Source organism: Erwinia psidii (assembly GCF_003846135.1).
GTDB lineage: Bacteria > Pseudomonadota > Gammaproteobacteria > Enterobacterales > Enterobacteriaceae > Erwinia > Erwinia psidii.
The window spans coordinates 48,293-71,434 of record NZ_RHHM01000002.1 but is presented as its reverse complement, the minus strand read 5'-3'; the positions used below and the strand labels follow the sequence as shown (position 1 = coordinate 71,434).

The window sequence follows — 23,142 nt, the reverse complement described above, 5'->3', positions numbered from 1 at the left end:
GTTGAGATTATTTTGCGTTGCCGTCAGTTGACTGCTGTTCGCTGTGGTTGGCTACTCTTGCCATTATAGCCTTCCACACGGGTGGTTTTTTTAAGCCTGCTAAGTCGGTATTATGCCTGCTACTTTAGGATCAGGAGAACAGGACCATGCCATCTTTCGATATTGTTTCAGAAATTGACATGCAGGAAGTGAAAAATGCCGTTGAGAATGCCAACCGCGAAGTGTCGAGCCGTTTCGACTTTCGCAACGTTACGGCCAGCTACGAGCTTAATGAGAAGAATGAGTCAATAAAGGTATTAAGCGAGTCCGATTTCCAGGTGAAACAGCTGGTGGATATTCTGCGCGAAAAGCTGCTCAAGCGCGGTATTGAGGGGGGAGCGCTGGAGGTTCCCGAAGAGATAGAACACAGCGGTAAAACCTGGGCTGTTGATGCGCAACTGAAAAAAGGCATCCCAACCGATGTGGCGAAGAAACTGGTAAAGCTTATCAAAGACAGCAAGCTGAAAGTGCAGTCGCAAATCCAGGGTGAAGAGGTTCGGGTGACAGGTAAGTCGCGTGATGATTTGCAGGGGGCGATGGCACTGGTGCGTGGCGGCAATCTTGGCCAGCCTTTTCAGTTTAAAAATTTCCGTGATTAATCAGACAGGGCGAGTGTTTTCGCCCTGTTTTTTTGCAACCTTAGCACCTGACGCTATTATTGCTTCCCGGATTGCGGGCGTTATCCGGCGGTTAATCCAGGTTCAACCAGACTGTAGATCTGGTTATTCAGCGGTTGTGCCACCAGCGCCACAATGGCCAACGCCACATCTGCACGGCGTATCAGGCCGTGAACTTCTGCGTTTTGCCTCAGCTGGCCTTTGCCGGTGGCCTCGCCATTTAACAAACCGCCGGGGCGGATAATAGTCCATGCCAGGCGACTGGTTTGCAGCCAACTTTCCGCCAGCGATTTTTCCCTGACCGCCTGGCCAAAGGCGCGTTTGGCCCGCTCAGACAGTGTTGGCCAGCTGTCACCGCAGCCAAGCGAGGTGACCATCAGCATCCGGGTTATTCCTGTCAGTTCTGCACAGTCAATGACATTACGGTGAGCGGTGTAATCCTGACCGCCACCGCCTAAAGTGGAAATAATAACGGCATCCGGGCCGGCGGCTTCGCAGGCCTGTATCACGCTTCTGACATCGCAGGCATCCCCGACAAAAGCCTGCACATGGTTACAGGCAGCCAGTCTCTCTGCATCCTCCTGCTTACGCACCAACACCACCACCGGCTGTTGATGGGCAACCGCGTAGTTCACCAGTTCGGCGCCAGTGCCACGGGCAGCGCCCAGAATAAGCCACGTTGCCATTAGTTTTCTCCCTGTTGCAGGCTTTCCGCCAGCTGGCGGAAAGCCGTGAGCTGATCGGTCAGCAGCTGACGATGGCTGTCACGACCGACAAAGACTTTCAGCATAGCCTCTCCGGTCGCGTTGAGGAAGATGACTGACGCGGTTGCCATTCCCATAAAAGGACGCTCAACAAAAGCGATTCGCTGGCAGTGGTTGGCGCGAATATGGCCGCTCAGCCCTTGTTTTCCATGCAGGTTAAAATAGCCGTGGCCGTAACGTCCCGGAGGGAGGTCTCCGTGGAACTCCAGAATGATATCCTGGTTATTCACCAGGGTTGTCACTTCTCCCCAGCGGGTAACGCTGTCCCAGACGGCATCAAAATGCTTACCGTCAATCAGGGTTTTCGCCGGTAGCGCTTCAATGACCATTTGCAGGCTGACGTCATAGCGCCGGGCAATCTCTTCCAGCATGATGTCCGGGCTGGTTTGCATAAATTCAGAGAGGGTGGGTTGCATAGTGACTTCCTTTTTCGGATGGGGTTGCGGTGAGCTGCATAAGGATTTCTGCCAGTGACTGCATCAGATTATTGGCCCAGAAACGGCCACTGTCGGTGAGGCGCAGGCACAGCGTATTGTTCGTGAGCAGTCCTGACTGATACCACTGATCGATCAGGGGCTGGAGTTGATTTGCCTCCGGGGTGAGTGCGGTCAGGTCCAGACGCCCGGCTTCAATTCCTCCCTGCAATGCGTGCCGCCACCATTGTGGCTGCTGTGCTTCGGAGGTCATCATACCGATAGGCTTATGACCACTGTCCAGCATGCGGTAGTAGCTGTCCAACTGGCGATGCATCATATACGCCTGACCTTTCAGGTTCCCTCCCGCGCCGGCACCCAGCGCCAGGCAGTCGGCACCCTGCTTGATCAGCAGATTATACATGTTGCGCTCTCTGGTGGTTCTGGCCCAGTGGCTGTTGCTTAACTGTCGCCAGCCGTAGTCGGCCAGTAACGCAGCCCCCTGAAGATAAAGCTCGCGGCGTTCGCTGACATCCGGTAGTGCGGTGCGTTGGTTTTCGACAGCTTTTGCCAGCGGCGTGCTGGGTAGCAGGTTCAGGGCATAGAGATCCACACCATCCAGGCCGATATCCCTGACCGTTTCAAGATCCTGTTGCCAGCTTTCTGCTGTCTGGCCGGGCAGGCCGAACATCAGATCGCACACGATCGCAGCCCGGTCGCGGCGACAGAGTTTCTCAAGAAAACTCACCGATTGCTGACGATCAGAGGTGCGTGCCATTCGCTTACGAATACGGCTGTCAAACGTCTGGATACCGATGGAAAAACGATTGGCACCGGCATCAAGGCAGGCATCAATGCGCTCATCGTCGAAGTTAAGTATGCGTCCTTCAATGGTAATTTCACAATCCGGGGCCAGGGGCAGTCTGGTGCGCAGTCGGCTGATGATGTGGTGCAGGCTCTGTGCCGAAAGTGACGTTGGAGTACCACCGCCAAAATACACAGCATGTATCGGTGCGGACTGATGTAACGTGCTGTCTGCCTCCATGTCGATTTCCCGAAGCAGGTAGCGGACGTATTTTTCAGCCTCATCAGGTTGAAACTTATTTTGATAAAAGCCGCAAAAAGTACAGCGTGTATCGCAGAACGGTACGTGAAGATAGACCAGCCGTTTACGCGGTGGTGAGGGTTGTTGTAACAGTTTTTGCCAGGCAGGTTGAACGGCTTCAGCGGGTAGTGGTGTGGTGTTACGCCACGGCATTGCCGCGCGACGTGCAGCAAAGGCCTGAACGCCAGCCTGTGCAAACCAGGGGGTTAAATCTATCGGCATAGTCCTTTTCCATGAGGCAGGCGTAGAATAGAACGCTTTAAAAGATAATCATTATCATTTATCAAAGCGTCCGGTGGCTGCGATGATTTAAGTCAAGAATGGTGAAGGAAAGAGGATAAGTTCAGACTGTTCATACGGTTGTGCGCAGTAAAACGGCGGTATACCCGGAGGAGGGAGGAAAGGCGGCTCCCGAAAAACCGCCTCTTCAGGGCATTCCGACCTGAGTGGAGCGGTTTTCCTGCAAATCAGTCCTTATAAAGGATCCCTTTTTGCGGTAATAAAGGCACCGATTTTTTAAGCCAGTCAAAAAGCAGCTCAATATTTCTTAGCCGTGGTGAGTTTACCGGCCAGACCAGATAGTAACCGTCGCCTGTGGCAACGGCCTCTTCGAAGGGAAGGGAAAGCAGCCCGCTGTTGATTGCTTCCAGACTGAGCAGCAGGTCCCCGACAGAAATACCATGGCCACTGATAGCCGCAAGATTCCCCTGTTCAAGGGTGTCAAAGACTTTCCCCCCTGAGAGGTTAAGTCCCGGATATTTGGCGGTTTTTTTCAGCCATCTTCGCCAGTCACGCCGGTCAGGTGAAGGATGGATCAGCTCACATTCCGCCAGGTTGGTCTGTGCGGCAGTTTTGAGCTTCGGTGTGCAAACCGGAATGAGCCATTCATCAAACAGCAGGCTGCTTGCTGCTGTTTCGCCGAAGTTACCGTTTCCCAACAGAATGGCACAATCGTAAGGCTCAAAGCTGAAGTCCACCACATCGGTGTCCATCCAGACGCTGGTGATTTCAATATGCGGCGTTGGGTTGTTTTCACGAAAAGCATTCAGCACATCCAGCAGCCAGCGCATGGTCAGCGTGGATGGCGCTTTGAGACGCAGATTATGGTTATTACTGCGAAATGCAAAGCAGGCCCGTTCTATACAAAAAAAACCTTCGGTGAGTTGATTCGCCAATACGCGACCGGCATCGGTGACGATAATGCGCGGGCCGTTTCGTCGGAAAAGTTCGCAGTCAAACCAGGCTTCCAGCGTACGAATATGCCGGCTGATAGCGCCAGGTGTAACGTTGAGTAAATCTCCTGCTTTACTGAATGAGCCAAGTCTGGCCGCAGCTTCAAAAGCTCGCAATGCATAGAGTGGTGGAAGTGACATTATTTTTCTCATTGTGATTTTTAATCACATTAAGCGCGAGTTTTATCCGTTTTTCAATACCTGTCCGTAAATGAATAATCCCGTGCGGCAATCAGGCTTTAAAAGAGAAACGAGATGGGAGACAGGTTACTCAGTAACGGGATAATACTCAGGCAGTCCGATTTGATGATGTTACACAGAGACACAGCCCACCCGGCCGTGCGTTATGGCTGGAAGCTTGATGGCTTTAGCGATATTGCCGCCAGGCTGGAAGAACGCCATTTTCCCTGTCTTTTCGCCCGTCACGCATGGAAATCGGAATCGCTCCTGTTTGGCTTTATCAGCCAGCAGCAAACCACCAGTGAGATGCTTTCGGTGATGGATCTGTTCGTCCGGCGTACTCAGAGCTTGCCGGAAGAGGAGCGCCTCTACAGCCCACTGATCGTGATTTTTGAGCAAAGCGAATTTTCCTCTCTGGCCCAGGCCCATCGGTTTGCATGGCAGCAGCTACAGATGTTGCATGACCACGATCCTCACCCCTGGCCGGAGCATATTCCCGGTTCGCCCGGTGACAGCGCCTGGTCGTTTTGTTTTGGCGGCACTGAATTGTTTATCAATATCAGTTGCCCAGGTCACATTCGTTTACGCAGTCGTAATCTGGGCAAAAGAGTGGTGTTTGTCATTAATCCCCGACCCCATTTCGACATTCTTGCCAGCCAGCGCGATCCGAAAGGTATCAGGATCCGTGAGAAAATCCGCGCAAGAGTCAGTGATTACAATCATGGCCATGTTCCCGCCGAGCTGGGTTTTTATGGCGATAAAGACAGCCTCGAATGGAAACAGTATCAGTTGAATGAACCCGGTTCGGCCAGTTTTTCAGGCTGCCCACTCCACATACATAAGGAAAAAAAATCGCGATGAATCTGACTCTTTTGGGCGCATATATACTTTCGGTGATGATGTTACTGCTGACGCCGGGACCGGTGGTTGCCCTGATTACGGGAACCGCAGCCCGCTACGGATACCGTAGCGCTTTTGCTACGGCGGTCGGCACCAATGGCGCATCGCTGGTATTGATTGCACTGGCTACGCTAACGCTGAAAGGGGTGGTCTCGCTTTCGCCACTGTGGCTCTACCTGACGGGCGTTGCCGGGTCACTCTATATCGGCCATGCCGCGCTTCAGAGCTTGTTGCCAGCGCCGGGTAAAGGCGACGCAGGGATGAAGGTGCCGGCAAGTCATCGCGGTGGCTTCCTGAAAGGCTTTATGACCGGGATTGCCAATCCTAAAGACATTCTGTTCTTCATCGCTTTCTTTCCGCAGTTCATCGCGGTAACGCGTGACTTCAGCACCAGTATTATGACGCTGTGTGTGGTCTGGATTTTCTTCGATTTTGCCATCCTCACGTTGTACATTCTTACGGTGAAACGCTGGATGCCTTCCCGTTATGGCAAAACGATTGAACTGATCTCTTCCCTGGTTTTACTGGGTATTGCGCTGGGTGGGGTAATATATAATGTGCTGGCAATAGCTGAGATTATTGCGAAAGGCCCCCTCTGAACAGGAAGTGGACATGCATTTGTATATTTTTTACCTCGGTGGCAACGCCGGGAAATCGAATATTGAAGTTCACGACATTCAGTTTGTCGCTGCCAGGAAACCAGAAGATGCCTGGCCGGCGCTTCGTGAAGCCTGGTTTGGCGATGCGGACAAGCTGCATATTGATGGTTACGCCAGACTGACCTGGGCTGATGGTTTCAACATCAGCCTTTGCGACGTAGCGCCAGACCACACCGACAGGCGACTCTGGTTTGTCAACGCGGGTGCCTATCATCCATCAAGTCTGGCAGAATTACACGCCTTCGATTTCTTTGTGGCAAAGGATGCGAAGGAAGCGAAAGCACGTGGCCTGGCCAGCCTGTTGAACGGTGCGCAGCAACAGCACAAAGATAATCTCAAAGAGGTGGATGACTGCCTGCTACTGGAGAAGGTGGGGGGACTGTATGTCCACCTTACTCCTTGTGAAAACGGCACCCCCTTTACGCCGGAGTGGCAGGGCTATCAGCCTATTGGGCGCTGATATCTCACAGATCAATCACCAGATTTGCTGACAGACTTCGCGAGCAGCACAGGGCAATCTGTTGCTGCTCTGCATTTTTTTCGCGATCCGACTGTACGGTATCACGATGATCCACCATCCCCTGCTTAACGCCGGTCAGACAGGCACCACACATGCCCATCTCACAGGAAAGAGGCACATCCACCCCGTTTTCTTTCAGTACATGGGCAATCGATTTTTCTGCCGGAACGATCCACTGTTGGCCAGTGGACGCCAGGGTGACGGTGAAGCTGTTATTGTCGCTAAGTCCCTCTGCCACAGCCGGAGGTTTGAAGGCTTCGGTGTGAATATTTTCGGCCAGCCAGCCAGCGCGACAGGCTGTTTCTGTCATTTGTGACATAAATCCTTCCGGGCCGCACAAATAGAGGTGATTCTGTTCTGACGGGCTTTTCAACTCATCGGCAATGTGCGTGCGTGGGCTTTGCCCTTCGCTGCTGGACCAGATTTTGCAAATGCCGTGTTGCAGCACTCTGGAAAGGGGCTGAAGAAAAGCGGCATCGTCATGATGTTTAATATAGTAATGCAAAACAAACGGGACGCCGCTGGCTTCCAGTGCTTCGGCCATGGCATATAAAGGCGTGATACCAATTCCGGCCGCGAGCAGAACAACTTTATCGGCGCGCTTCAGCTGAAACAGATTTCGTGGGGCAGAAATGTTAAGGGTGTGACCCGGACGTAATACTTCATGTATCCAGCGTGAACCGCCACGCGATTGCTTATCATGGGCGACACAGATTTGATACTGGTGGGATGTGTTACCCCGACCGGTCAGTGAATATTGCCGCACCCTGTTATCCGGTAAATGGAGATCGATGTGCGCTCCGGGTTGCCACTCCGGCAACGCTTGTCCGTTTTCCGCCACCAGATTAATCGCCAGGTTGTGACGACCCTGACGCCAGATACCATCAACCACCACGTTTAACAGCGTAGTCATCGTCATCTCCTTCAGACCAGGAAAAATTCACCAAAACCCATACGCTTCAGGCTTCTGCGATAGGCAATCGAACTGCGGTCGGCGGGGATATGGGCCTCAAGCGTCAGGTCCAGAGGTAATCGCTCTGGCATCTGCGTTTCTACCATCAGACGGTCTTCTTCAAATACGCGCTGATTGAAAGCATGTACCTCTTCTATGGGAACGTGCAGATCAAAATTGCGGGCAATGGGGGCGAACATGCGTGTCTTCCTCGCTGATACGGGCGATGCGGCGTTCATGATCACCAGGCGGGAATCACCCGGAAAATGAATGGTTAGGGTGGCGGTGAAGGGAAGGTGCATTTCGAAATGGCGCAACCACTGGAAACCCTCTGGTGCACGGTGCTCAACGCTGGCGGGATAGTTCCCCACCGTGCTCCAGTAGTCGACCTCGAAGCCAAATTCTTTTTCCACCGGGTTGTAAGGAGGAACTTCCTGATTATTGGCATCGGCAAAGGTTTCCGTATGTATCCAGGCAAAATGGGCCACATCAAGAAACCCTTCAACCTGGCGTCCGGCAAAACCATTAACATCAAATCCGGGACAGTTGATTTGTTGAAAGCCGCTGTCGGTCCAGTGAGGCATACGCGGCAGAGCGGCAGGGTTTTGCGCGTTAGGTGCCATGCACACCCAGACCAGACCGAAGCGTTCTTCAACCTGGTAAGTGGTCAGATTAAGTTTGGCGGGGATGGGCTGTCCGGGACTGGACGGGATGCGGTTACATTTACCTCCCTCACCGAAGCGGAGTCCGTGATAAGGACAGACAATGCCTTCTTCATCATGGAAGCCAAGCGTTAATGGCACGCCACGATGGGGGCAAACATCACGCGCCACCACGACGTTTTCATTGAGGCGATAAACCACCATTTGCTCATCAAGCAGAACCGCCTTTACAGGTGCATTGCTGATATCTGATGAACGGGCCACCGGATGCCATTGCTGTGCAAGGCGCAACCAGTCGTCAGGCTCAAAAGTACAGTGTGCGGGAGGAGTGATGGTGTTCATAAAAATGCCCTGTCGTTGACTTACGGCGTTTGCCTTTATGTTTGTCGGGATATTGTTAATGCTTTAATCTGTTCTAATCCATCATCATTAATTCACTAATGTGTTGCAAAAAAAGAGACAGGTACGTTATGACGCCGTTTTCCCGTTTTGCTGCCTATTTTGTTGAAGTCGCGCGCTCTGGCAGTTTGCGTAAGGCTGCAGAAAAGCTGCATGTTTCCGCCTCCGCCATTAACCGGCAGATTTTGCAGGCGGAAGAAAGTTTTGCCATTGCGCTGTTTGAACGTCTGCCGGAAGGGATGCGCATGACCACTGCCGGAGAGCTGCTTTACTACGATTTGGTCCGCTGGCAACGGGAGTTCAGCGTCACCAGGCAACGTTTTGACGATATCCAGGGACTGAAACGGGGTCAGGTTAGTGCCGGTCTGGTGCAGGCATTGACAGAAGGTAAGGTTGCCGAGGAGCTGGCAATGGTCGCCTGTGAGAATGAATGGCTGACGTTAAAACTGGCAGTGGAGAACAGTTCAACCATCTGCCGAATGATACGTGATTCAGAGGTTGATTTTGGACTGATACTCGATCCCGGCGCGGTGAGTGGACTGGAGGTACTGGCATTTGCTGAACTGGAGATGGGGGTGATCCTGCCGAGCGGGCATCCCCTCAGTACCAGGGAAAGCCTGACGCTGGGGCAGCTCAACAGAGAACGGCATATTATTCCTCAGGCGTCGCTGGTGGTTCATGAGCGGGTTATCTCGCTATACCAGCGGTCAGGTCAGTTCCCGGAAAACTTCATCTCCTGCAACGATATCAGCCTGATCCGCAATCTGGTTATCCAGGGGGCAGGCATTTGCATCATGAGCTGGCTGGATGTCATGGCGGACGTCCGAAGCGAGCAACTGAGCTTTGTGCCGCTGAAAAATAACCTGTTACGCCCCCTGACGCTGGCCCTGTGTACGGCACCTTCGCGCCAGTTATCACGCGCTGCCCAGCATGTTATTCAGCGTCTGTGTGGAATCATTGAGGCCCTCGACCGTAAGGCGAAGAACGACGATGTTAATTGCTTAAAGTGACATCACCTTATGGTTACTGACAAAAGAGGGGCAGGGCGATACGGCCACAGACCGGGAAGTCTGTGGCGTTTCAGGTTTCAGCTGCTGGCGACCAGCGCTTCCAGTTCAGGGCGGCTGGTGACTTTGCTGTCAATTTTTATGTAGGCGCTTTTTTCTTCTGGCACGATAAATACGGCGGCAACGCCGGGCTGGGATTTTAAACGCTTTTCCAGTTTATTGCTGTCGGTGTTGTCCTTGAGGACGAGCCGAAGGCTACTGACGTAGGGCGGTTCCTGCATGGTCATGCTGACCACCAGCCAGCCTGCCGCAATAATCGCGCCGATCAGAAATACGCACTGGGCATCAAAATGACCAAAGATCCAGCCGCCAAGGCTGCCACCAATGGCCACGCCAATAAACTGACTGGTGGAGTACAATCCCATCGCGGTGCCTTTGTAACCGGCAGGAGACTCCTTGCTGACCAGCGAAGGCAGGATTGCCTCCATCAGATTAAAGCCAATAAAAAACAGCTGCACGCCCACCACCAGCGTCCAGAAGTGATTGCCCGCGCCCCACAGGACGACTTCTGCAACCAACATCAGCGCCACACAGCAGATAAAAACCCGCTTCATCTGGCGTTTCACTTCCGCGTATATGATAAATGGCACCACGCTGCCAAAGGCAATCAACATGGTGACCAGGTAAACCTTCCAGTGTTGCTCCGCCGGAAAACCAGCCTGTTCAAATTCGCCGGGCAGTGCCACAAAACTGGACATCAACAGCACGTGCAGGCACAGGATGCCAACGTTGAGCTTTACCAGCCTGCTGTTGGTCAGCACATCTTTAATGCTGCCTTTTACCATACCTGATTCGCGGTTAAGGACATGATCCGTCGTGGAGGGGACCACCACCAGCGTGATAATAATACCGCTGGTGGCCAGTAGCGCAATCATCCAGAACAGCGCGTGCAGGCCAAGTGTATGGGTGATGATCGGGCCAAGCACCATAGCCAGCGCAAAGGTGATACCAAAGCTGATGCCGATGAATGCCATCGCTTTGGTGCGGTTTTGTTCGCGAGTGAGGTCTGAGATCAAGGCCATCACGGCGGCGGCAATGGCGCCTGAACCTTGCAGGGCTCGCCCGAGGATCACACCCCAAATAGAGTCGGTACAGGCGGCAATTACGCTGCCCAGCACAAAAACCAGTAGCCCAGCTACGATCAACGGCTTACGGCCGATTCTGTCCGACAACAGGCCGAAAGGGATTTGAAATACCGCCTGTGCTAAACCATAGATACCAATGGCAAGTCCGATCAGTGCTTCACTTGCCCCCTGTAAAGCCATGCCATACGTGGTCAGTACGGGTAGGACCATAAACATACCCAGCATACGCAGGGAGAATACCGTTCCCAAACCCCATGTCGCACGCAGCTCGACCGGAGTCATTTTGTTATCGTTCATTACAACCTCAGTTTATCTGCTGCTGGTATTTTAAGGGGCAGGGCTGGATGGGTAAAATACTTCTTATTAAACAGTCGTAACAAAAAGAAAGGGCGCGATAATCGCGCCCTTGTTGAGAGATTTGGGTTACCAGACGTAAGTCAGCAGATCTTTTGAGCCCGGTGTCATAAAATCAACCGACATCATCACGCTCAGTGCGGTTATGGCAACAATTGAGAAGACAAATAGCTTTCTGGCCCAGACGCGATCGTTTTGCGTCTTGTATCCCGAAAGCGCCATTCCCAGCCACCACACGCTGACCGCCGCAGCCACGACCAGATATTTGTAGCCCGCATAGCCCACCAGCGTCAGCATCAGCGTGGCAATCATAAACGCCAGAATGTAGAGCGTAATATGATTTTTTGCCACGGAAATACCTTTTACCACCGGCAGGACCGGGATATTTGCCGCCTGATAATCTTTAAAGCGGAAAATAGCAATGGCATAGGAGTGCGGCATCTGCCACAGGCTGAAGATCGCCAGCAGAATGAATGCGCCTGCATCAAACTGACCGGACACCGCACAGTAACCAATCACCGGTGGTGCCGCGCCTGAAAGGCTGCCAATCAGTGTGCCGTAAACCGATTTGCGTTTCATGTACAGGCTGTAAATACCGACATAAACCACGAAACCCATTACCGCCAGCCACATGGCCAGCGGATTGGCACCCAGATACAGTAACGCGAAGCCAGCAATACCCAGTACGGTGGCATAAACCAGAGAAGCGGTGGGAGAGATCAGGCCCTGAACCAGCACCCGATTCCTGGTCCTCTCCATTTTTTTGTCGATGTCACGATCGATAAAGTTGTTGTAAACACAACCCGATGCGACCACCAGCGAGACACCGACTAAGGTGGTGAGAAACAGGGAATAGTTAATGCTGCCTTTAGACGCCAGCAAAAATCCCCCAATGACAGAAATTAAATTTCCGAAAATAATGCCTGGTTTAGTTACTTGCAGGTATTGCTTTATCATCACAGGTAGCTCAGTTAGTTGGCCATCATGTTGTAGTTGAGGTTCCACATGATCCATAGCGAGCCAACAACAACTATCAAGATGATTATGGCAGCAAAGACAATTGCCACCAGATTCCATCTCTCTTCAGAAGAGGTGTTAAGGTGCAGGAAGTAGACCAGGTGAACCAGCACCTGAACCACCGCACACACCAGCACCACACCGAGGATGGTCGCTTTAGAAGCCGTGCCGTCCATGACCATCCAGAAAGGGATTGCGGTCAGAATAATCGACAGAATAAAGCCGATCATATAAGACTTCACGCTACCGTGTGATGCACCATGTTGGTTAACAGAATGACTCATTACATGGCTCCCATCAGATAGACAATGGTGAATACGCAGATCCAGACCACATCGAGGAAGTGCCAGAACAGGCTCAGGCACATGACGCGAGTGCGGTTGGTTTCAGTCAGGCCGTGACGACTAATCTGATACATCAGAACGGCCATCCAGACAAGACCGGAGGTGACGTGCAGACCGTGTGTACCTACCAGCGTAAAGAATGCCGACAGGAAACCACTACGCTGTGGGCCGAAACCTTCCATAATCAGGTGATGGAACTCATAGAGTTCCATGCCGATAAAGCCCAGACCAAACAGGAAAGTCAGCGCCAGCCAGCCGGTCACCGCACCTTTGCTGCCTTTATTCATGTTGATGACAGCAAAACCGTAAGTGATTGAGCTCAGCAACAGCAGCGCGGTCTCAACCAGCACGAACGGCAGTTCAAAAATATCTTTACCTGCCGGACCGCCTGCCGTGTTGTTAACCATTACACCATAGGTGGCAAACAGTGTAGCGAAGATAATGCAGTCGCTCATCAGGTAGATCCAGAAGCCAAAAACTTTGTTGGCGCCTGCATCGTGATGCCCATGCTCCGCATGGGCGTCGTGGTGCTTAGTCAGAGTTTCAGTTGACATTTTTCAGACCTGCTTTGCTAATTTCGTCAAAGTGCTGATTCTCGATTTTTTCGATTTCGGCAACGGGAACGTAGTAATCAACGTCCTGATCAAAGCTCTTAATTATCCAGGAGACGATCATGCCAAGGAACGACAGACCGACCAGCCACCAGATATGCCAGATAGCGGCGAAACCGAATACCAGGCTGAATGCGCCAATAACCACACCTGCACCGCTGTTCTTCGGCATATGAATCTCAGCATAGTTCGCAGGACGCTTATAAGCTTCGCCTTTTTCTTTCATTTCCCAGAATGCATCACGCTCGTTAACAACGGGCACTTCAGCAAAGTTATAGAATGGCGGTGGTGAAGAGGTTGCCCACTCCAGGGTACGGCCACCCCATGGATCGCCTGTCAAATCGCGCAGTTGTTCACGGTCGCGGACAGAAACCCAGAACTGGATAAGCTGGCAAAGTACACCACAGGCAATCAGTGCCGCACCACAGGCAGCTACCACCAGCAACGGATGGAACTGCGGGTCGATATTCTGACTCAGGCGACGGGTCATGCCCATAAAGCCAAGTGCGTACAGTGGCATAAAGGCAACAAAGAAGCCGATAATCCAGAACCAGAAAGCGCGGATGCCCCATTTTTCATTCAGGCAAAAGCCAAATGCTTTCGGAAACCAGTAGGTCACGCCCGCAAAACAACCGAATACCACACCACCGATAATTACGTTATGGAAGTGAGCAATCAAAAACAGGCTGTTGTGTAACACGAAGTCAGCACCTGGAACCGCCAGCAGAACGCCTGTCATTCCCCCTACGGAGAAGGTGACCAGAAAGCCTACGGTCCACAGCATAGCGGAGTGCATCTGGATGCGCCCCTGATACATAGTGAACAACCAGTTAAAGATTTTAACACCCGTCGGGATGGCGATAATCATCGTCATGATGCCGAAGAAGGCGTTGACGTTCGCACCCGCACCCATGGTGAAGAAGTGGTGCAGCCACACGATAAAGGACAGGATGGTGATAACCACCGTTGCCCACACCAGTGAGGTATAACCAAACAGACGTTTTTTGGAGAAGGTCGCTACCACCTCGGAGAAGACACCGAAAACCGGCAGAACCAGAATGTACACTTCAGGATGGCCCCAGACCCAGATCAGGTTGACGTACATCATCATGTTGCCGCCCATTTCATTGGTGAAGAAATGGAAGCCCAGATAACGGTCAAGGGTCAGCAGTGCCAGCGTAACGGTCAGAACCGGGAATGCGGCGATGATCAGTACGTTAGTACACAGAGAGGCCCAGGTGAACACCGGCATTTTGAACATGGTCATGCCAGGGGCGCGCATTTTCAGGATAGTCACGAAGAAGTTAATCCCGGTTAATGTCGTGCCGATCCCCGAAAGTTGCAGACTCCATATCCAGTAGTCCACGCCAACGCCCGGACTGTATTCCGCACCGGAGAGAGGAGGGTAGGCCAGCCAGCCGGTCTGGGCGAATTCGCCCACACCCAGTGACAGGTTAACCAGCACCACGCCCACCGCCGTGAACCAGAAGCTCAGGTTGTTCAGGAATGGAAAGGCGACGTCGCGAGCGCCAATTTGCAGAGGAACAGCAATGTTCATCAAGCCGACAACAAACGGCATCGCTACGAAGAAGATCATGATTACGCCGTGAGCAGTAAAAATCTGATCGTAGTGATGAGGAGGAAGGAATCCTGCTTCACCGGCGGAAGCCAGCACCTGTTGGCTACGCATCATTATCGCATCGGCAAAGCCGCGCAAAAGCATGACGAAAGCCATGATGATATACATGATACCAAGCTTTTTGTGGTCAACAGACGTCAGCCATTCTGACCACAGGTATTGCCACTTACCGAAATAAGTGATTGCTCCAGTAACAGCCAGTCCACCAAGAATGATGGCGGCTACCGTAACCACGATAATGGGTTCATGGTACGGTACTGCATCAAGGGTTAATTTTCCCAACATCGTATTATTCCTCGGCTCCCGCGTGTGAGGCTTCGCTCATGTTCATGCCTTCATGCCCAGACATGTCCATTTTCCCGTGGCTCATCTTGAACTTACCAATAACCTGCCTGAACAGTTCAGGATTAGCGGTAGAAAAGAACTCAACCGGATTGTTTTCGCTCGGCGCAGCCACTTTCTCAAAGTCATCCATTGTCATAAGCGTATTGGATGAGGCTTTGGCTTTTGCAACCCACTGATCAAATGAAGCCTGGTCAGGTGTGGCAATCGCTTTAAACTTCATGCCGGAGAAACCGCGACCGCTGAAGTTAGCGGAAATACCATCAAAGGTACCGGGTTCATTGGCAATCAGATGCAGTTTAGTCTGCATACCCGCCATTGCGTAAATCTGGCTGCCCAGAGTTGGAATGAAGAATGAGTTCATCACGGTGTTTGAGGTGATCTTGAAGTTCACTGGCGTGTTAGCCGGGAACGCGATCTGGTTCACGGTGGCGATACCCTGTTCCGGGTAGATGAACAGCCATTTCCAGTCAAGTGCCACCACATCGATCTCAATCGGTTTGACATCGGAGGCAAGCGGTTTTGCTGGCTCCAGCGCATGGGTTGATTTCCATGTCAGTACGCCAAGAAAAACGATGATCAAGATGGGAACGGTCCAGACCACTGCTTCCACTTTGTTGGAGTGGGACCAGTTCGGGCTGTATTTTGCATTCGTATTGGATGCACGATATTTCCAGGCGAACACCACGGCCATCAAGACTGCCGGAATTACGACGATTAGCATCAAGCCAAAGGCTGTCAGTATCAGCGAACGTTGCTCCAGTGCAATCTGTCCTTTGGGATTTAACAATGCACTATCACAGCCACTTAACAATAAGGTGCCTGCAATTAATGACAAAATCCCCAAACTTTTATTGTATTTACTGAGTCTCATTTAACGACCTCAATGACAAGGGCTCTATTGTCGTTTAAGTGTGGCAGCATTTTACGGGAAGGTTTGTTTACTGTAAACCAGCAGCAACTTGTGTCAGTGCTGTGTTGACGCCATATTCGAACGTTGTCACAAATGTTGCTGAAGGTGACAAATTATTAATAACGGTAGGATGTTAGGGTGAATATAACAAAAATGACGTGAAAGCGTCTTCAGAAAACGCGGTTGCTATAAACAGCGAATTTACCACTCAAGCATTTAACATAAATTTATCATTTGGGTGATGCATATTATACGAAAATAATAACGCACGGTTTTTTAGTATCCCTGGTGGGGTGAGTCAGCGTGTAAAATCTTTTAAGAAATAACGCAGCGAATTGTGATTTCAGGGCTGCAGATGAGGTTAAAAATGGCTAATGTACTGGCAATAAATGACTTCACAGGCACAAACATGACTGAGGCGGATGCCGGATAATGTCTTGCCGTCAGAGAAAATGCAGGCGTTGAACAGCAGATCCGATAAACAGGTATAGCGGTGACACCGGTCACCTGAGCGAACGGCCCGCCCAGGCGAGTCTGATAAGACTCTGCAAGGCCTGCCGTCGCCGCAGGCCTGATGTTGGTGCGATCCGATAGCGCGGCAGTAAATAGCGTTTCACCGCCGCCAGCCGCTCGCTAGCGAACCGGTGATTTTTGCAGTGCCAGGTAATCCAGCAGGCTGCCGCAGACGATGCCAAGCGTCACCAACGCCATACCGCCTTGCCATAACAGACCCGGTTGCAAACCGGTTTCCGGCAGACCTGATGCCCGGAGTGCCAACAGGATCAACCCAACGGCAATCAGCGCCGCCCCTGTTTTCAGCGCCCGTAATGCCCAACGGTAGCCACCAGTGAACTGAGTGCGCATGGCAAAATCTTCGCCGCTTTGCGCCCGTTCCAGCGTGGTTTTGCATGCGGCCAGCAGGAGCAGCCCCGGTAGGGCTGCAACAACCGAAAAGGCGTAGAAGGTTGGCCATCCCCAGGCCTCAATAAACCAGCCTGCAAGAGGGCCGACATACACCCGGCCGACTGCCGAAAGCGCCGAGAGCAGGGCGAATTGGGTAGCCGAAAAGGACTTGTTGCACAGCGTCATCAGCAGCGCGACAAATGCTGCCGTGCCCATGCCGCCGCAAAGATTTTCAACAAACACGGCCGCTGCCATGCTGTAGAGATGTTTGTCTGTCACCGACAGTCCCCAGTAAGCCAGATTGGATACGGCTTGCAGGATGCCAAACAGCATCAGCGCACGAAACAGACTAAGGCGTTGCATTAGCATGCCGCCAAACAGCGCGCCCAGAATGGCCGCGGTCAGCCCCAGGGTTTTGTTAATCAGCCCGACCTCCCCGGCATCAAATCCAACGCCACGGATCAGGAACAGGGTGCTCAGGCTGAGCGCAAAGGCGTCGCCCAGTTTATAAAGCACGATCAAAGAAAGGATCAGCCACGCGTTATTGCGGTTAAAAAAATCACGCAGCGGGGCAACGACCGCCTCTTCCAGGTTTTTGGGTGGCAGAACGGTATCATCCGGCTCGCTGGCGATAAGCGTGGCGATAACTCCCGGAAGCATCATTGCGGCCATTACCCACCAGATGGCATTCCAGCCGATATAGCGATCGGCAATCCACAGCGCCAGACCGCCGGAAACCAGCATTCCCAGCCGATAGCCCAGTACGCTAATGGCCGCACCGCTACCGCGTTCCTCCGCCGGCAGCACATCCGTCTTCCAGGCATCGAAAACAATATCCTGCGATGCGGAGCAGAAAGCGATCAGTACAGCAAGAGCTGCCAGCAGGGTCAGATCGCGGGACGGTTGCATAAAACCCATCAGCGCAATACCGACAATAAGCAGGATTTGCGTCATCAGCAGCCAGCCACGACGCCGTCCTAAAAACGGTGGCGTGTAGCGGTCCATCAGCGGAGACCAGAGAAACTTGAAAACGTAAGCCTGCCCAACCAGCGAGAAAAAGCCGATGGTTTTAATATCAATGTTTTCCACGGCCATCCATGCCTGCAGGGTGCCGGAACTGAGTGCCAACGGCAAACCGGAGGCAAAGCCAAGCAGCAGCAGTAGCGCTGCCTTACGTTGGGTAAAAATATGCAGATAATTACGGGTCATAAAAACCTTAAACAGGGAGCACCGGTAAGATAATGAATCTGCTGGGATATGCGACAGTTATATAAAGAAAAAACGCGCATCCAGAACGCTATTGTTTGCGGATGGGGCAACAGCGGTTACCCCATATGTGCACTGTGCCTGTCTTCTTATTCAGCGTGCGTTCTGTCTGATGAACTGACTTACGCTGGTATCCTGAGCCATATCGGAAATTACATCGCTCAGCGTGGAGTTAACGGCATTGGCGATTTTATCGTTAGTGGCGTTGAACGCGCCTTCAACGCTGTAGGTCTGGCGGTAATTTTTAACCTGTCTGTTGCCATTTTTGGCGGTGGCGATAATAGAAATATCCGCCTTAGTGGTGATACTGTATCGCACGTTGCCCTGAGTAACATCGGCGTACAGATTGTTAACAACGATTTGCAGATCCGCCTGTCCGTTTGGTCCAATCATGTACCCACGGGCACCCATTTGCTTCTCCAGCACTTCCTGAAGCAGGAACCGGAGGTCGCGTGTTGCTGTCAGTGTGACCAACTGGCCATCGCGATTCACTTTTGCCAGCGCCTGGTCGCTACGCTGATCGGCACCGTTAATGCTGACGGTGACGCCGCCCAGGCTTGGGTCCTGTTGAGGCAGCTGGATTTTAGGCGCAATAGTCAGGGTGTTGTTGTTGCTTGCACAACTGGCCAGAAAGAACAGCGCCAGCAGAGGGAATATGATTTTTTTCAGCATGCTTATTTTCTCAGTGACTAAAAGGTGTGGTGCAGACAGTAAGGTGGTCATCATAACATCGGTTTTAACAAGTTGAAGCCTGATAAGACGTAAATTCATTGCGTTGTGTATTAAGCCATCGGTGCCTTTTTAAGGCGGTTTTTCACGGTCATGAGGAGTAAAGGTATGGTCCGCGAACAAATAGAAATAAAGTTAAGAACAGCGTTTGCGCCTGTGCATCTGGACGTTCATGACGAAAGTTATCGTCACAATGTTCCTGCCGGCGCAGAAAGCCATTTCAAAGTGGTGATCGTCAGCGACAGTTTTAGTCATCAGCGTTTTTTGACACGCCATCGTGCTATCTACGGCGTGCTGGCTGATGAGCTGGCGGGTAGCGTACACGCACTGGCATTGCACACATACACCACGAAAGAGTGGGAGGGATTGCAGGATACGGTCCCGGCCTCACCAAACTGCCGCGGAGCCAGCACGCTGGCCTGAAACCTGTCGTTAAGTTAAGCGGCCTGCGAGCCGCTTTTTTTGTTTATTCGAGAAATGGCGTTGGTTTGGGTTTTCGATGGCTTTATCGGATAAAACTTTCAGGTTACTGAAATCGGGGACAGGTGCGGCCTCGACTCGCTTTGAGGTTGCCGCTATAATGCCGCGTCTATTTTTTTCCTGAATGTCTTCGGGACGCTTCTGGTACAGGGAGTGCGGTTATGCTAGCAGAGACCGCCCCGGTTCTTAGCCTCTACTGTGTTTCTTGTTAAGCAGGTAGGGTCTGAAGTTGAACGAGCACGTGATTTTTTTGAGGTAATTAAGATGCAAGCTTCAGTAGAAACAACTCAGGGCCTGGGCCGTCGCGTTACGATTACCGTTGAGAAAGATGTAATCGAAAACGCGGTAAAAAGTGAACTGGTCAGCGTAGCGAAAAAAGTCCGCATCGACGGTTTCCGTAAAGGGAAAGTGCCGATGAATGTTGTGGCACAGCGTTACGGTGCTTCTGTTCGTCAGGATGTTCTGAGTGACCTGATGCAGCGCAACTTTGTTGACGCTATCATCAAAGAAAAAATTAACCCGGCGGGTGCGCCAGCTTATGTGCCGGGTGAATACAAAATGGGTGAAGACTTTACCTATTCCGTTGAGTTTGAAGTCTACCCGGAAGTCGAATTGCAGGGTCTGGAATCCATTGAAGTTGAAAAACCGCTGGTGGAAGTGACCGATGCTGATGTTGATACCATGCTGGAGACGCTGCGTAAGCAGCAGGCCACCTGGAAAGAAACCGATCGTGCAGCAGAAGCGGAAGATCGTGCCACTATCGATTTTACCGGCTCTGTGGATGGTGAAGAGTTTGAAGGCGGAAAGGCCTCTGACTTCGTTCTGGCAATGGGCCAGGGGCGCATGATCCCAGGCTTTGAAGAAGGCGTCGTGGGTCACAAAGCAGGCGAAACCTTCACTATCGACGTGAACTTCCCGGATGATTACCACGCTGAAAACCTGAAAGGTAAAGCGGCTAAGTTCGACATCGTGCTGAAGAAAGTTGAGGAGCGCGAACTGCCAGAATTCACTGAAGAGTTTATCAAACGTTTCGGCGTGGAAGATGGTTCAGTGGACGGCCTTCGCACCGAAGTGCGTAAGAACATGGAACGCGAGCTGAAAGGTGCAGTGCGTAACCGAGTGAAGACGCAGGCGATTGACGGCCTGGTGAATGCCAACGACATCGATGTGCCAGTCGCCCTGATCGACAGTGAGATCGAAGTGCTGAAACGCCAGGCGGCACAGCGTTTCGGTGGCAATGAGAAGCAGGCTCTTGAACTGCCACGTGAATTGTTCGCAGAACAGGCTAAACGCCGTGTTGTAGTCGGTTTGCTGCTGGGTGAAGTTATTCGTACTCACGAGCTGAAAGCCGATGAAGAGCGTGTTAAAGTGCTCATTGAAGAAATGGCTTCTGCTTACGAAGATCCGGCCGAAGTACTGGAGTTCTACAGTAAAAACAACGAACTGATGAACAACATGCGTAATGTGGCTCTGGAAGAACAGGCGGTGGAAGCCGTACTGGAAAAAGCCAAAGTGACGGAAAAAGCAACGAATTTCCAGGCATTGATGAACCAGGCCCAGACTGCCTGATTTGCTGATTCTTAAGGAAAATAAAAGCCCGCGGTTATTATGACTGCGGGCTTTTTGTTTTATTGATTGTTCTGAGCGACATTCCGAACTCTGTTTGTTCATTAAACCGGCAAATTATCAACTAAGCTGTTTTTCCTGGTTAGCAGTTGATAAAAACGTTGTTATGCTTGAATCAGTGGGGCAGCACCCCCAGATAGGAATCCGGCCAAACGAAATTTTCAGGAGACAGATAATGTCATACAGCGGCGAACGTGAACAAACGGCACCTCATATGGCTTTAGTGCCGATGGTGGTTGAACAGACCTCTCGTGGAGAGCGTTCTTACGACATTTTTTCTCGCCTGCTCAAGGAGCGAATCATCTTCCTGACTGGTCAGGTTGAAGATCATATGGCGAATCTGATCGTCGCCCAGATGCTTTTTCTGGAAGCAGAAAATCCTGAGAAAGATATCCACCTTTATATTAATTCGCCAGGTGGGGTGATTACCGCAGGCATGTCTATCTACGACACGATGAAGTTTATCAAGCCTGATGTGAGCACCATCTGTATGGGGCAGGCGTGCTCAATGGGGGCATTTTTGCTGACGGCCGGTACTAAAGGTAAACGCTATTGCCTGCCTAACTCCCGTGTCATGATCCATCAGCCGCTGGGAGGCTATCAGGGACAGGCGACGGACATTGAAATCCACGCGCGTGAAATCCTGAAGGTGAAACAGCGTATGAACGAGTTGATGGCGGAGCATACGGGCAAAACTCTTGAAGAAATAGAGCGTGACACTGAACGTGATCGTTTCCTGTCCGCCAGTGAAGCTGTAGAGTATGGTCTTGTCGATTCAATTCTGACGCATCGCACCTGACCCCATCCCTCTTCTGTCGTCTATAGTCAGAGAGGGGAACCAGCGACGAATGAGGATACCGCACTGCGGTATCATCGCCGTGAATAACGCGGACGAAGATAACAGAAGAGGTTAACTGATGACAGATAAGCGCAAAGACGGTTCAGGAAAGCTGCTGTACTGCTCTTTTTGCGGCAAAAGCCAGCATGAAGTGCGTAAGCTGATTGCCGGCCCGTCAGTGTATATCTGCGATGAGTGTGTCGATCTATGTAACGACATCATTCGCGAAGAGATTAAAGAAGTTGCTCCGCATCGTGAGCGTAGTGCGTTACCTACCCCGCACGAAATCCGCCATCATCTCGACGATTATGTTATCGGCCAGGAAAGAGCGAAGAAGGTGCTGGCAGTGGCGGTGTATAACCACTATAAGCGTTTGCGCAATGGCGATACCAGTAATGGCATTGAACTTGGCAAAAGTAACATTCTTCTGATCGGGCCTACCGGTAGCGGTAAGACACTGCTGGCAGAAACCCTGGCCCGCCTGTTGGACGTGCCGTTCACCATGGCCGATGCTACCACACTTACCGAAGCCGGTTATGTGGGTGAGGACGTCGAAAATATTATTCAGAAGCTGCTGCAAAAATGTGATTATGACGTGCAAAAAGCGCAGCGCGGTATCGTCTATATCGATGAAATTGATAAAATTTCCCGCAAATCTGATAACCCCTCTATTACCCGCGATGTATCGGGTGAGGGCGTGCAGCAGGCATTACTGAAGCTGATTGAAGGTACCGTTGCTGCGGTCCCACCGCAGGGAGGCCGTAAGCATCCGCAGCAAGAATTCTTACAGGTAGATACCTCCAAAATTCTGTTTATTTGTGGGGGTGCCTTTGCGGGCCTGGATAAGGTGATTTCTCAGCGTGTGGAAACCGGAACGGGTATTGGTTTTGGTGCCACGGTAAAAGGCAAATCGCAAAAAGCGACTGAAGGTGAGCTACTGGAACAGGTGGAACCTGAGGATCTGATCAAATTTGGTCTCATCCCTGAATTCATTGGCCGCCTGCCCGTTGTTGCCACATTGAATGAGCTGAACGAAGAAGCGTTGATCCAGATTCTGCGTGAACCGAAGAATGCGCTGACCAAACAGTATCAGGCGTTGTTCAATCTGGAAGGTGTCGAGCTGGAATTCCGTGATGAGGCGTTGACGGCGATTGCCAAAAAAGCGATGTCGCGCAAAACCGGGGCGCGTGGCCTGCGTTCTATTGTGGAAGGGGCGCTGTTGAACACCATGTATGACCTCCCTTCAATGGACGATGTGGAAAAAGTGGTGATTGATGATTCGGTGATCGATGGTCAGACCGAGCCAATGCTGATTTATGGAAAACATGAAGCGCAACAGGCTTCTGGTGAATAATTAACCAAGTATTTCCAGTCAGTTATTTCAAAAAAGGGGAGAAATGTCTCCCCTTTTGTTTTTCTCGCGCACATAACGTTGAATGTGCTGCATCCATCCCCATATACTCAGACACCTGTGGGTAAAACTGCC

Annotated in this window: 23 protein-coding genes; 9 read left to right on the top strand and 14 right to left on the bottom strand. The window is 51.7% G+C overall.

Annotated elements, in window-relative coordinates; translation table 11 throughout:
- Positions 1–146: 146 nt before the first annotated feature.
- Positions 147–638 (top strand): YajQ family cyclic di-GMP-binding protein, encoded by a 492-nt coding sequence (locus tag EB241_RS02980; RefSeq protein WP_124231740.1) that lies wholly within the window; start codon positions 147–149, stop codon positions 636–638.
- 80 nt (positions 639–718) lie between these two features.
- Here EB241_RS02980 and EB241_RS02975 read toward each other — a convergent pair whose 3' ends face one another.
- The 4 genes from EB241_RS02975 to EB241_RS02960 all read right to left on the bottom strand — a co-directional run bounded on the left by EB241_RS02975 (position 719) and on the right by EB241_RS02960 (position 4,311).
- Positions 719–1,342 carry an NAD(P)-binding oxidoreductase gene (locus tag EB241_RS02975; protein ID WP_124231739.1) on the bottom strand — a complete coding sequence of 208 codons (624 nt, stop codon included), beginning with the start codon at positions 1,340–1,342 and terminating at the stop codon, positions 719–721.
- Entirely contained in the window at positions 1,342–1,836 is a 495-nt protein-coding gene (hutX, locus tag EB241_RS02970; protein WP_124231738.1) for a heme utilization cystosolic carrier protein HutX, read from the bottom strand. The genes EB241_RS02975 and hutX overlap by 1 nt, the downstream gene beginning before the upstream one ends.
- The gene (gene hutW, locus EB241_RS02965; protein ID WP_124231737.1) at positions 1,817–3,160 is read right to left on the bottom strand and encodes a heme anaerobic degradation radical SAM methyltransferase ChuW/HutW; all 1,344 of its coding nucleotides are present in this window, start codon (positions 3,158–3,160) and stop codon (positions 1,817–1,819) included. Before hutW ends, hutX begins: the two co-directional genes overlap by 20 nt.
- Before the next feature lie 245 nt (positions 3,161–3,405).
- Complete coding sequence (locus tag EB241_RS02960; RefSeq protein ID WP_124231736.1) at positions 3,406–4,311, bottom strand: LysR substrate-binding domain-containing protein; 906 nt, start codon at positions 4,309–4,311, stop codon at positions 3,406–3,408.
- Positions 4,312–4,476: 165 nt separating this feature from the next.
- On the opposite strand from EB241_RS02960, the gene EB241_RS02955 reads away from it, so the two are divergent.
- From EB241_RS02955 to EB241_RS02945, 3 genes are read left to right on the top strand one after another with little or no spacing between them, the layout of a single operon-like run.
- On the top strand, positions 4,477–5,211 hold the full coding sequence (locus EB241_RS02955) for a YqcI/YcgG family protein (RefSeq protein ID WP_233592523.1): 735 nt from the start codon (positions 4,477–4,479) through the stop codon (positions 5,209–5,211).
- A complete protein-coding gene (locus EB241_RS02950) occupies positions 5,208–5,849 on the top strand; it encodes a LysE family translocator (RefSeq protein WP_124231734.1) in 642 nt (213 codons plus the stop codon). Before EB241_RS02955 ends, EB241_RS02950 begins: the two co-directional genes overlap by 4 nt.
- Positions 5,850–5,862: 13 nt before the next feature.
- A complete protein-coding gene (locus EB241_RS02945; protein ID WP_124231733.1) occupies positions 5,863–6,369 on the top strand; it encodes a DUF1543 domain-containing protein in 507 nt (168 codons plus the stop codon).
- Positions 6,370–6,373: 4 nt separating this feature from the next.
- Here EB241_RS02945 and EB241_RS02940 read toward each other — a convergent pair whose 3' ends face one another.
- Entirely contained in the window at positions 6,374–7,342 is a 969-nt protein-coding gene (locus EB241_RS02940) for a PDR/VanB family oxidoreductase (RefSeq protein WP_124231732.1), read from the bottom strand.
- Positions 7,343–7,353: 11 nt separating this feature from the next.
- A complete protein-coding gene (hpxD, locus tag EB241_RS02935; protein ID WP_124231731.1) occupies positions 7,354–8,385 on the bottom strand; it encodes a molybdenum cofactor-independent xanthine hydroxylase subunit HpxD in 1,032 nt (343 codons plus the stop codon).
- 128 nt (positions 8,386–8,513) lie between these two features.
- On the opposite strand from hpxD, the gene EB241_RS02930 reads away from it, so the two are divergent.
- Positions 8,514–9,452: a LysR family transcriptional regulator gene (locus EB241_RS02930; protein WP_124231730.1), complete on the top strand. Its 939-nt coding sequence runs from the start codon at positions 8,514–8,516 to the stop codon at positions 9,450–9,452.
- Positions 9,453–9,529: 77 nt separating this feature from the next.
- On the opposite strand, the gene EB241_RS02925 is transcribed toward EB241_RS02930, so the two are convergent.
- The 8 genes from EB241_RS02925 to EB241_RS02890 form a co-directional block, all read right to left on the bottom strand.
- A complete protein-coding gene (locus tag EB241_RS02925; RefSeq protein ID WP_124231729.1) occupies positions 9,530–10,891 on the bottom strand; it encodes an MFS transporter in 1,362 nt (453 codons plus the stop codon).
- A gap of 126 nt (positions 10,892–11,017) precedes the next feature.
- A complete protein-coding gene (cyoE, locus tag EB241_RS02920) occupies positions 11,018–11,905 on the bottom strand; it encodes a heme o synthase (RefSeq protein ID WP_124231728.1) in 888 nt (295 codons plus the stop codon).
- 14 nt (positions 11,906–11,919) lie between these two features.
- On the bottom strand, positions 11,920–12,249 hold the full coding sequence (locus tag EB241_RS02915; protein WP_016190676.1) for a cytochrome o ubiquinol oxidase subunit IV: 330 nt from the start codon (positions 12,247–12,249) through the stop codon (positions 11,920–11,922).
- The gene (locus EB241_RS02910; protein WP_124231727.1) at positions 12,249–12,863 is read right to left on the bottom strand and encodes a cytochrome o ubiquinol oxidase subunit III; all 615 of its coding nucleotides are present in this window, start codon (positions 12,861–12,863) and stop codon (positions 12,249–12,251) included. The genes EB241_RS02915 and EB241_RS02910 overlap by 1 nt, the downstream gene beginning before the upstream one ends.
- Positions 12,853–14,844: a cytochrome o ubiquinol oxidase subunit I gene (cyoB, locus tag EB241_RS02905; RefSeq protein WP_124231726.1), complete on the bottom strand. Its 1,992-nt coding sequence runs from the start codon at positions 14,842–14,844 to the stop codon at positions 12,853–12,855. Before cyoB ends, EB241_RS02910 begins: the two co-directional genes overlap by 11 nt.
- A 4-nt stretch (positions 14,845–14,848) precedes the next feature.
- Positions 14,849–15,775 (bottom strand): cytochrome o ubiquinol oxidase subunit II, encoded by a 927-nt coding sequence (gene cyoA / locus EB241_RS02900; protein ID WP_124231725.1) that lies wholly within the window; start codon positions 15,773–15,775, stop codon positions 14,849–14,851.
- 672 nt (positions 15,776–16,447) lie between these two features.
- The gene (ampG, locus tag EB241_RS02895; RefSeq protein WP_124231724.1) at positions 16,448–17,926 is read right to left on the bottom strand and encodes a muropeptide MFS transporter AmpG; all 1,479 of its coding nucleotides are present in this window, start codon (positions 17,924–17,926) and stop codon (positions 16,448–16,450) included.
- 150 nt (positions 17,927–18,076) lie between these two features.
- The gene (locus EB241_RS02890) at positions 18,077–18,655 is read right to left on the bottom strand and encodes a lipoprotein (protein WP_124231723.1); all 579 of its coding nucleotides are present in this window, start codon (positions 18,653–18,655) and stop codon (positions 18,077–18,079) included.
- Between the two features lie 165 nt (positions 18,656–18,820).
- On the opposite strand from EB241_RS02890, the gene bolA reads away from it, so the two are divergent.
- The 4 genes from bolA to clpX all read left to right on the top strand — a co-directional run bounded on the left by bolA (position 18,821) and on the right by clpX (position 23,010).
- The gene (gene bolA / locus EB241_RS02885; protein WP_124231722.1) at positions 18,821–19,135 is read left to right on the top strand and encodes a transcriptional regulator BolA; all 315 of its coding nucleotides are present in this window, start codon (positions 18,821–18,823) and stop codon (positions 19,133–19,135) included.
- Positions 19,136–19,456: 321 nt separating this feature from the next.
- The gene (gene tig, locus EB241_RS02880; RefSeq protein ID WP_124231721.1) at positions 19,457–20,761 is read left to right on the top strand and encodes a trigger factor; all 1,305 of its coding nucleotides are present in this window, start codon (positions 19,457–19,459) and stop codon (positions 20,759–20,761) included.
- 232 nt (positions 20,762–20,993) lie between these two features.
- Positions 20,994–21,617 (top strand): ATP-dependent Clp endopeptidase proteolytic subunit ClpP, encoded by a 624-nt coding sequence (gene clpP / locus EB241_RS02875; protein WP_124231720.1) that lies wholly within the window; start codon positions 20,994–20,996, stop codon positions 21,615–21,617.
- A gap of 118 nt (positions 21,618–21,735) precedes the next feature.
- Positions 21,736–23,010, top strand: coding sequence for an ATP-dependent protease ATP-binding subunit ClpX (gene clpX / locus EB241_RS02870; RefSeq protein ID WP_124231719.1), 1,275 nt, complete (start codon positions 21,736–21,738; stop codon positions 23,008–23,010).
- Positions 23,011–23,142 lie beyond the last annotated feature (132 nt).

What these genes read in the sequence shown, in the direction of transcription:
- EB241_RS02980 (WP_124231740.1), top strand. Translation starts at nt 147, where the DNA reads ATGCCATCTTTCGATATTGTTTCAGAAATTGACATGCAGGAAGTGAAA.
- EB241_RS02975 (WP_124231739.1), bottom strand. Translation starts at nt 1,342, where the DNA reads ATGGCAACGTGGCTTATTCTGGGCGCTGCCCGTGGCACTGGCGCCGAA.
- hutX (WP_124231738.1), bottom strand. Translation starts at nt 1,836, where the DNA reads ATGCAACCCACCCTCTCTGAATTTATGCAAACCAGCCCGGACATCATG.
- hutW (WP_124231737.1), bottom strand. Translation starts at nt 3,160, where the DNA reads ATGCCGATAGATTTAACCCCCTGGTTTGCACAGGCTGGCGTTCAGGCC.
- EB241_RS02960 (WP_124231736.1), bottom strand. Translation starts at nt 4,311, where the DNA reads ATGTCACTTCCACCACTCTATGCATTGCGAGCTTTTGAAGCTGCGGCC.
- EB241_RS02955 (WP_233592523.1), top strand. Translation starts at nt 4,477, where the DNA reads ATGATGTTACACAGAGACACAGCCCACCCGGCCGTGCGTTATGGCTGG.
- EB241_RS02950 (WP_124231734.1), top strand. Translation starts at nt 5,208, where the DNA reads ATGAATCTGACTCTTTTGGGCGCATATATACTTTCGGTGATGATGTTA.
- EB241_RS02945 (WP_124231733.1), top strand. Translation starts at nt 5,863, where the DNA reads ATGCATTTGTATATTTTTTACCTCGGTGGCAACGCCGGGAAATCGAAT.
- EB241_RS02940 (WP_124231732.1), bottom strand. Translation starts at nt 7,342, where the DNA reads ATGACTACGCTGTTAAACGTGGTGGTTGATGGTATCTGGCGTCAGGGT.
- hpxD (WP_124231731.1), bottom strand. Translation starts at nt 8,385, where the DNA reads ATGAACACCATCACTCCTCCCGCACACTGTACTTTTGAGCCTGACGAC.
- EB241_RS02930 (WP_124231730.1), top strand. Translation starts at nt 8,514, where the DNA reads ATGACGCCGTTTTCCCGTTTTGCTGCCTATTTTGTTGAAGTCGCGCGC.
- EB241_RS02925 (WP_124231729.1), bottom strand. Translation starts at nt 10,891, where the DNA reads ATGAACGATAACAAAATGACTCCGGTCGAGCTGCGTGCGACATGGGGT.
- cyoE (WP_124231728.1), bottom strand. Translation starts at nt 11,905, where the DNA reads ATGATAAAGCAATACCTGCAAGTAACTAAACCAGGCATTATTTTCGGA.
- EB241_RS02915 (WP_016190676.1), bottom strand. Translation starts at nt 12,249, where the DNA reads ATGAGTCATTCTGTTAACCAACATGGTGCATCACACGGTAGCGTGAAG.
- EB241_RS02910 (WP_124231727.1), bottom strand. Translation starts at nt 12,863, where the DNA reads ATGTCAACTGAAACTCTGACTAAGCACCACGACGCCCATGCGGAGCAT.
- cyoB (WP_124231726.1), bottom strand. Translation starts at nt 14,844, where the DNA reads ATGTTGGGAAAATTAACCCTTGATGCAGTACCGTACCATGAACCCATT.
- cyoA (WP_124231725.1), bottom strand. Translation starts at nt 15,775, where the DNA reads ATGAGACTCAGTAAATACAATAAAAGTTTGGGGATTTTGTCATTAATT.
- ampG (WP_124231724.1), bottom strand. Translation starts at nt 17,926, where the DNA reads ATGACCCGTAATTATCTGCATATTTTTACCCAACGTAAGGCAGCGCTA.
- EB241_RS02890 (WP_124231723.1), bottom strand. Translation starts at nt 18,655, where the DNA reads ATGCTGAAAAAAATCATATTCCCTCTGCTGGCGCTGTTCTTTCTGGCC.
- bolA (WP_124231722.1), top strand. Translation starts at nt 18,821, where the DNA reads ATGGTCCGCGAACAAATAGAAATAAAGTTAAGAACAGCGTTTGCGCCT.
- tig (WP_124231721.1), top strand. Translation starts at nt 19,457, where the DNA reads ATGCAAGCTTCAGTAGAAACAACTCAGGGCCTGGGCCGTCGCGTTACG.
- clpP (WP_124231720.1), top strand. Translation starts at nt 20,994, where the DNA reads ATGTCATACAGCGGCGAACGTGAACAAACGGCACCTCATATGGCTTTA.
- clpX (WP_124231719.1), top strand. Translation starts at nt 21,736, where the DNA reads ATGACAGATAAGCGCAAAGACGGTTCAGGAAAGCTGCTGTACTGCTCT.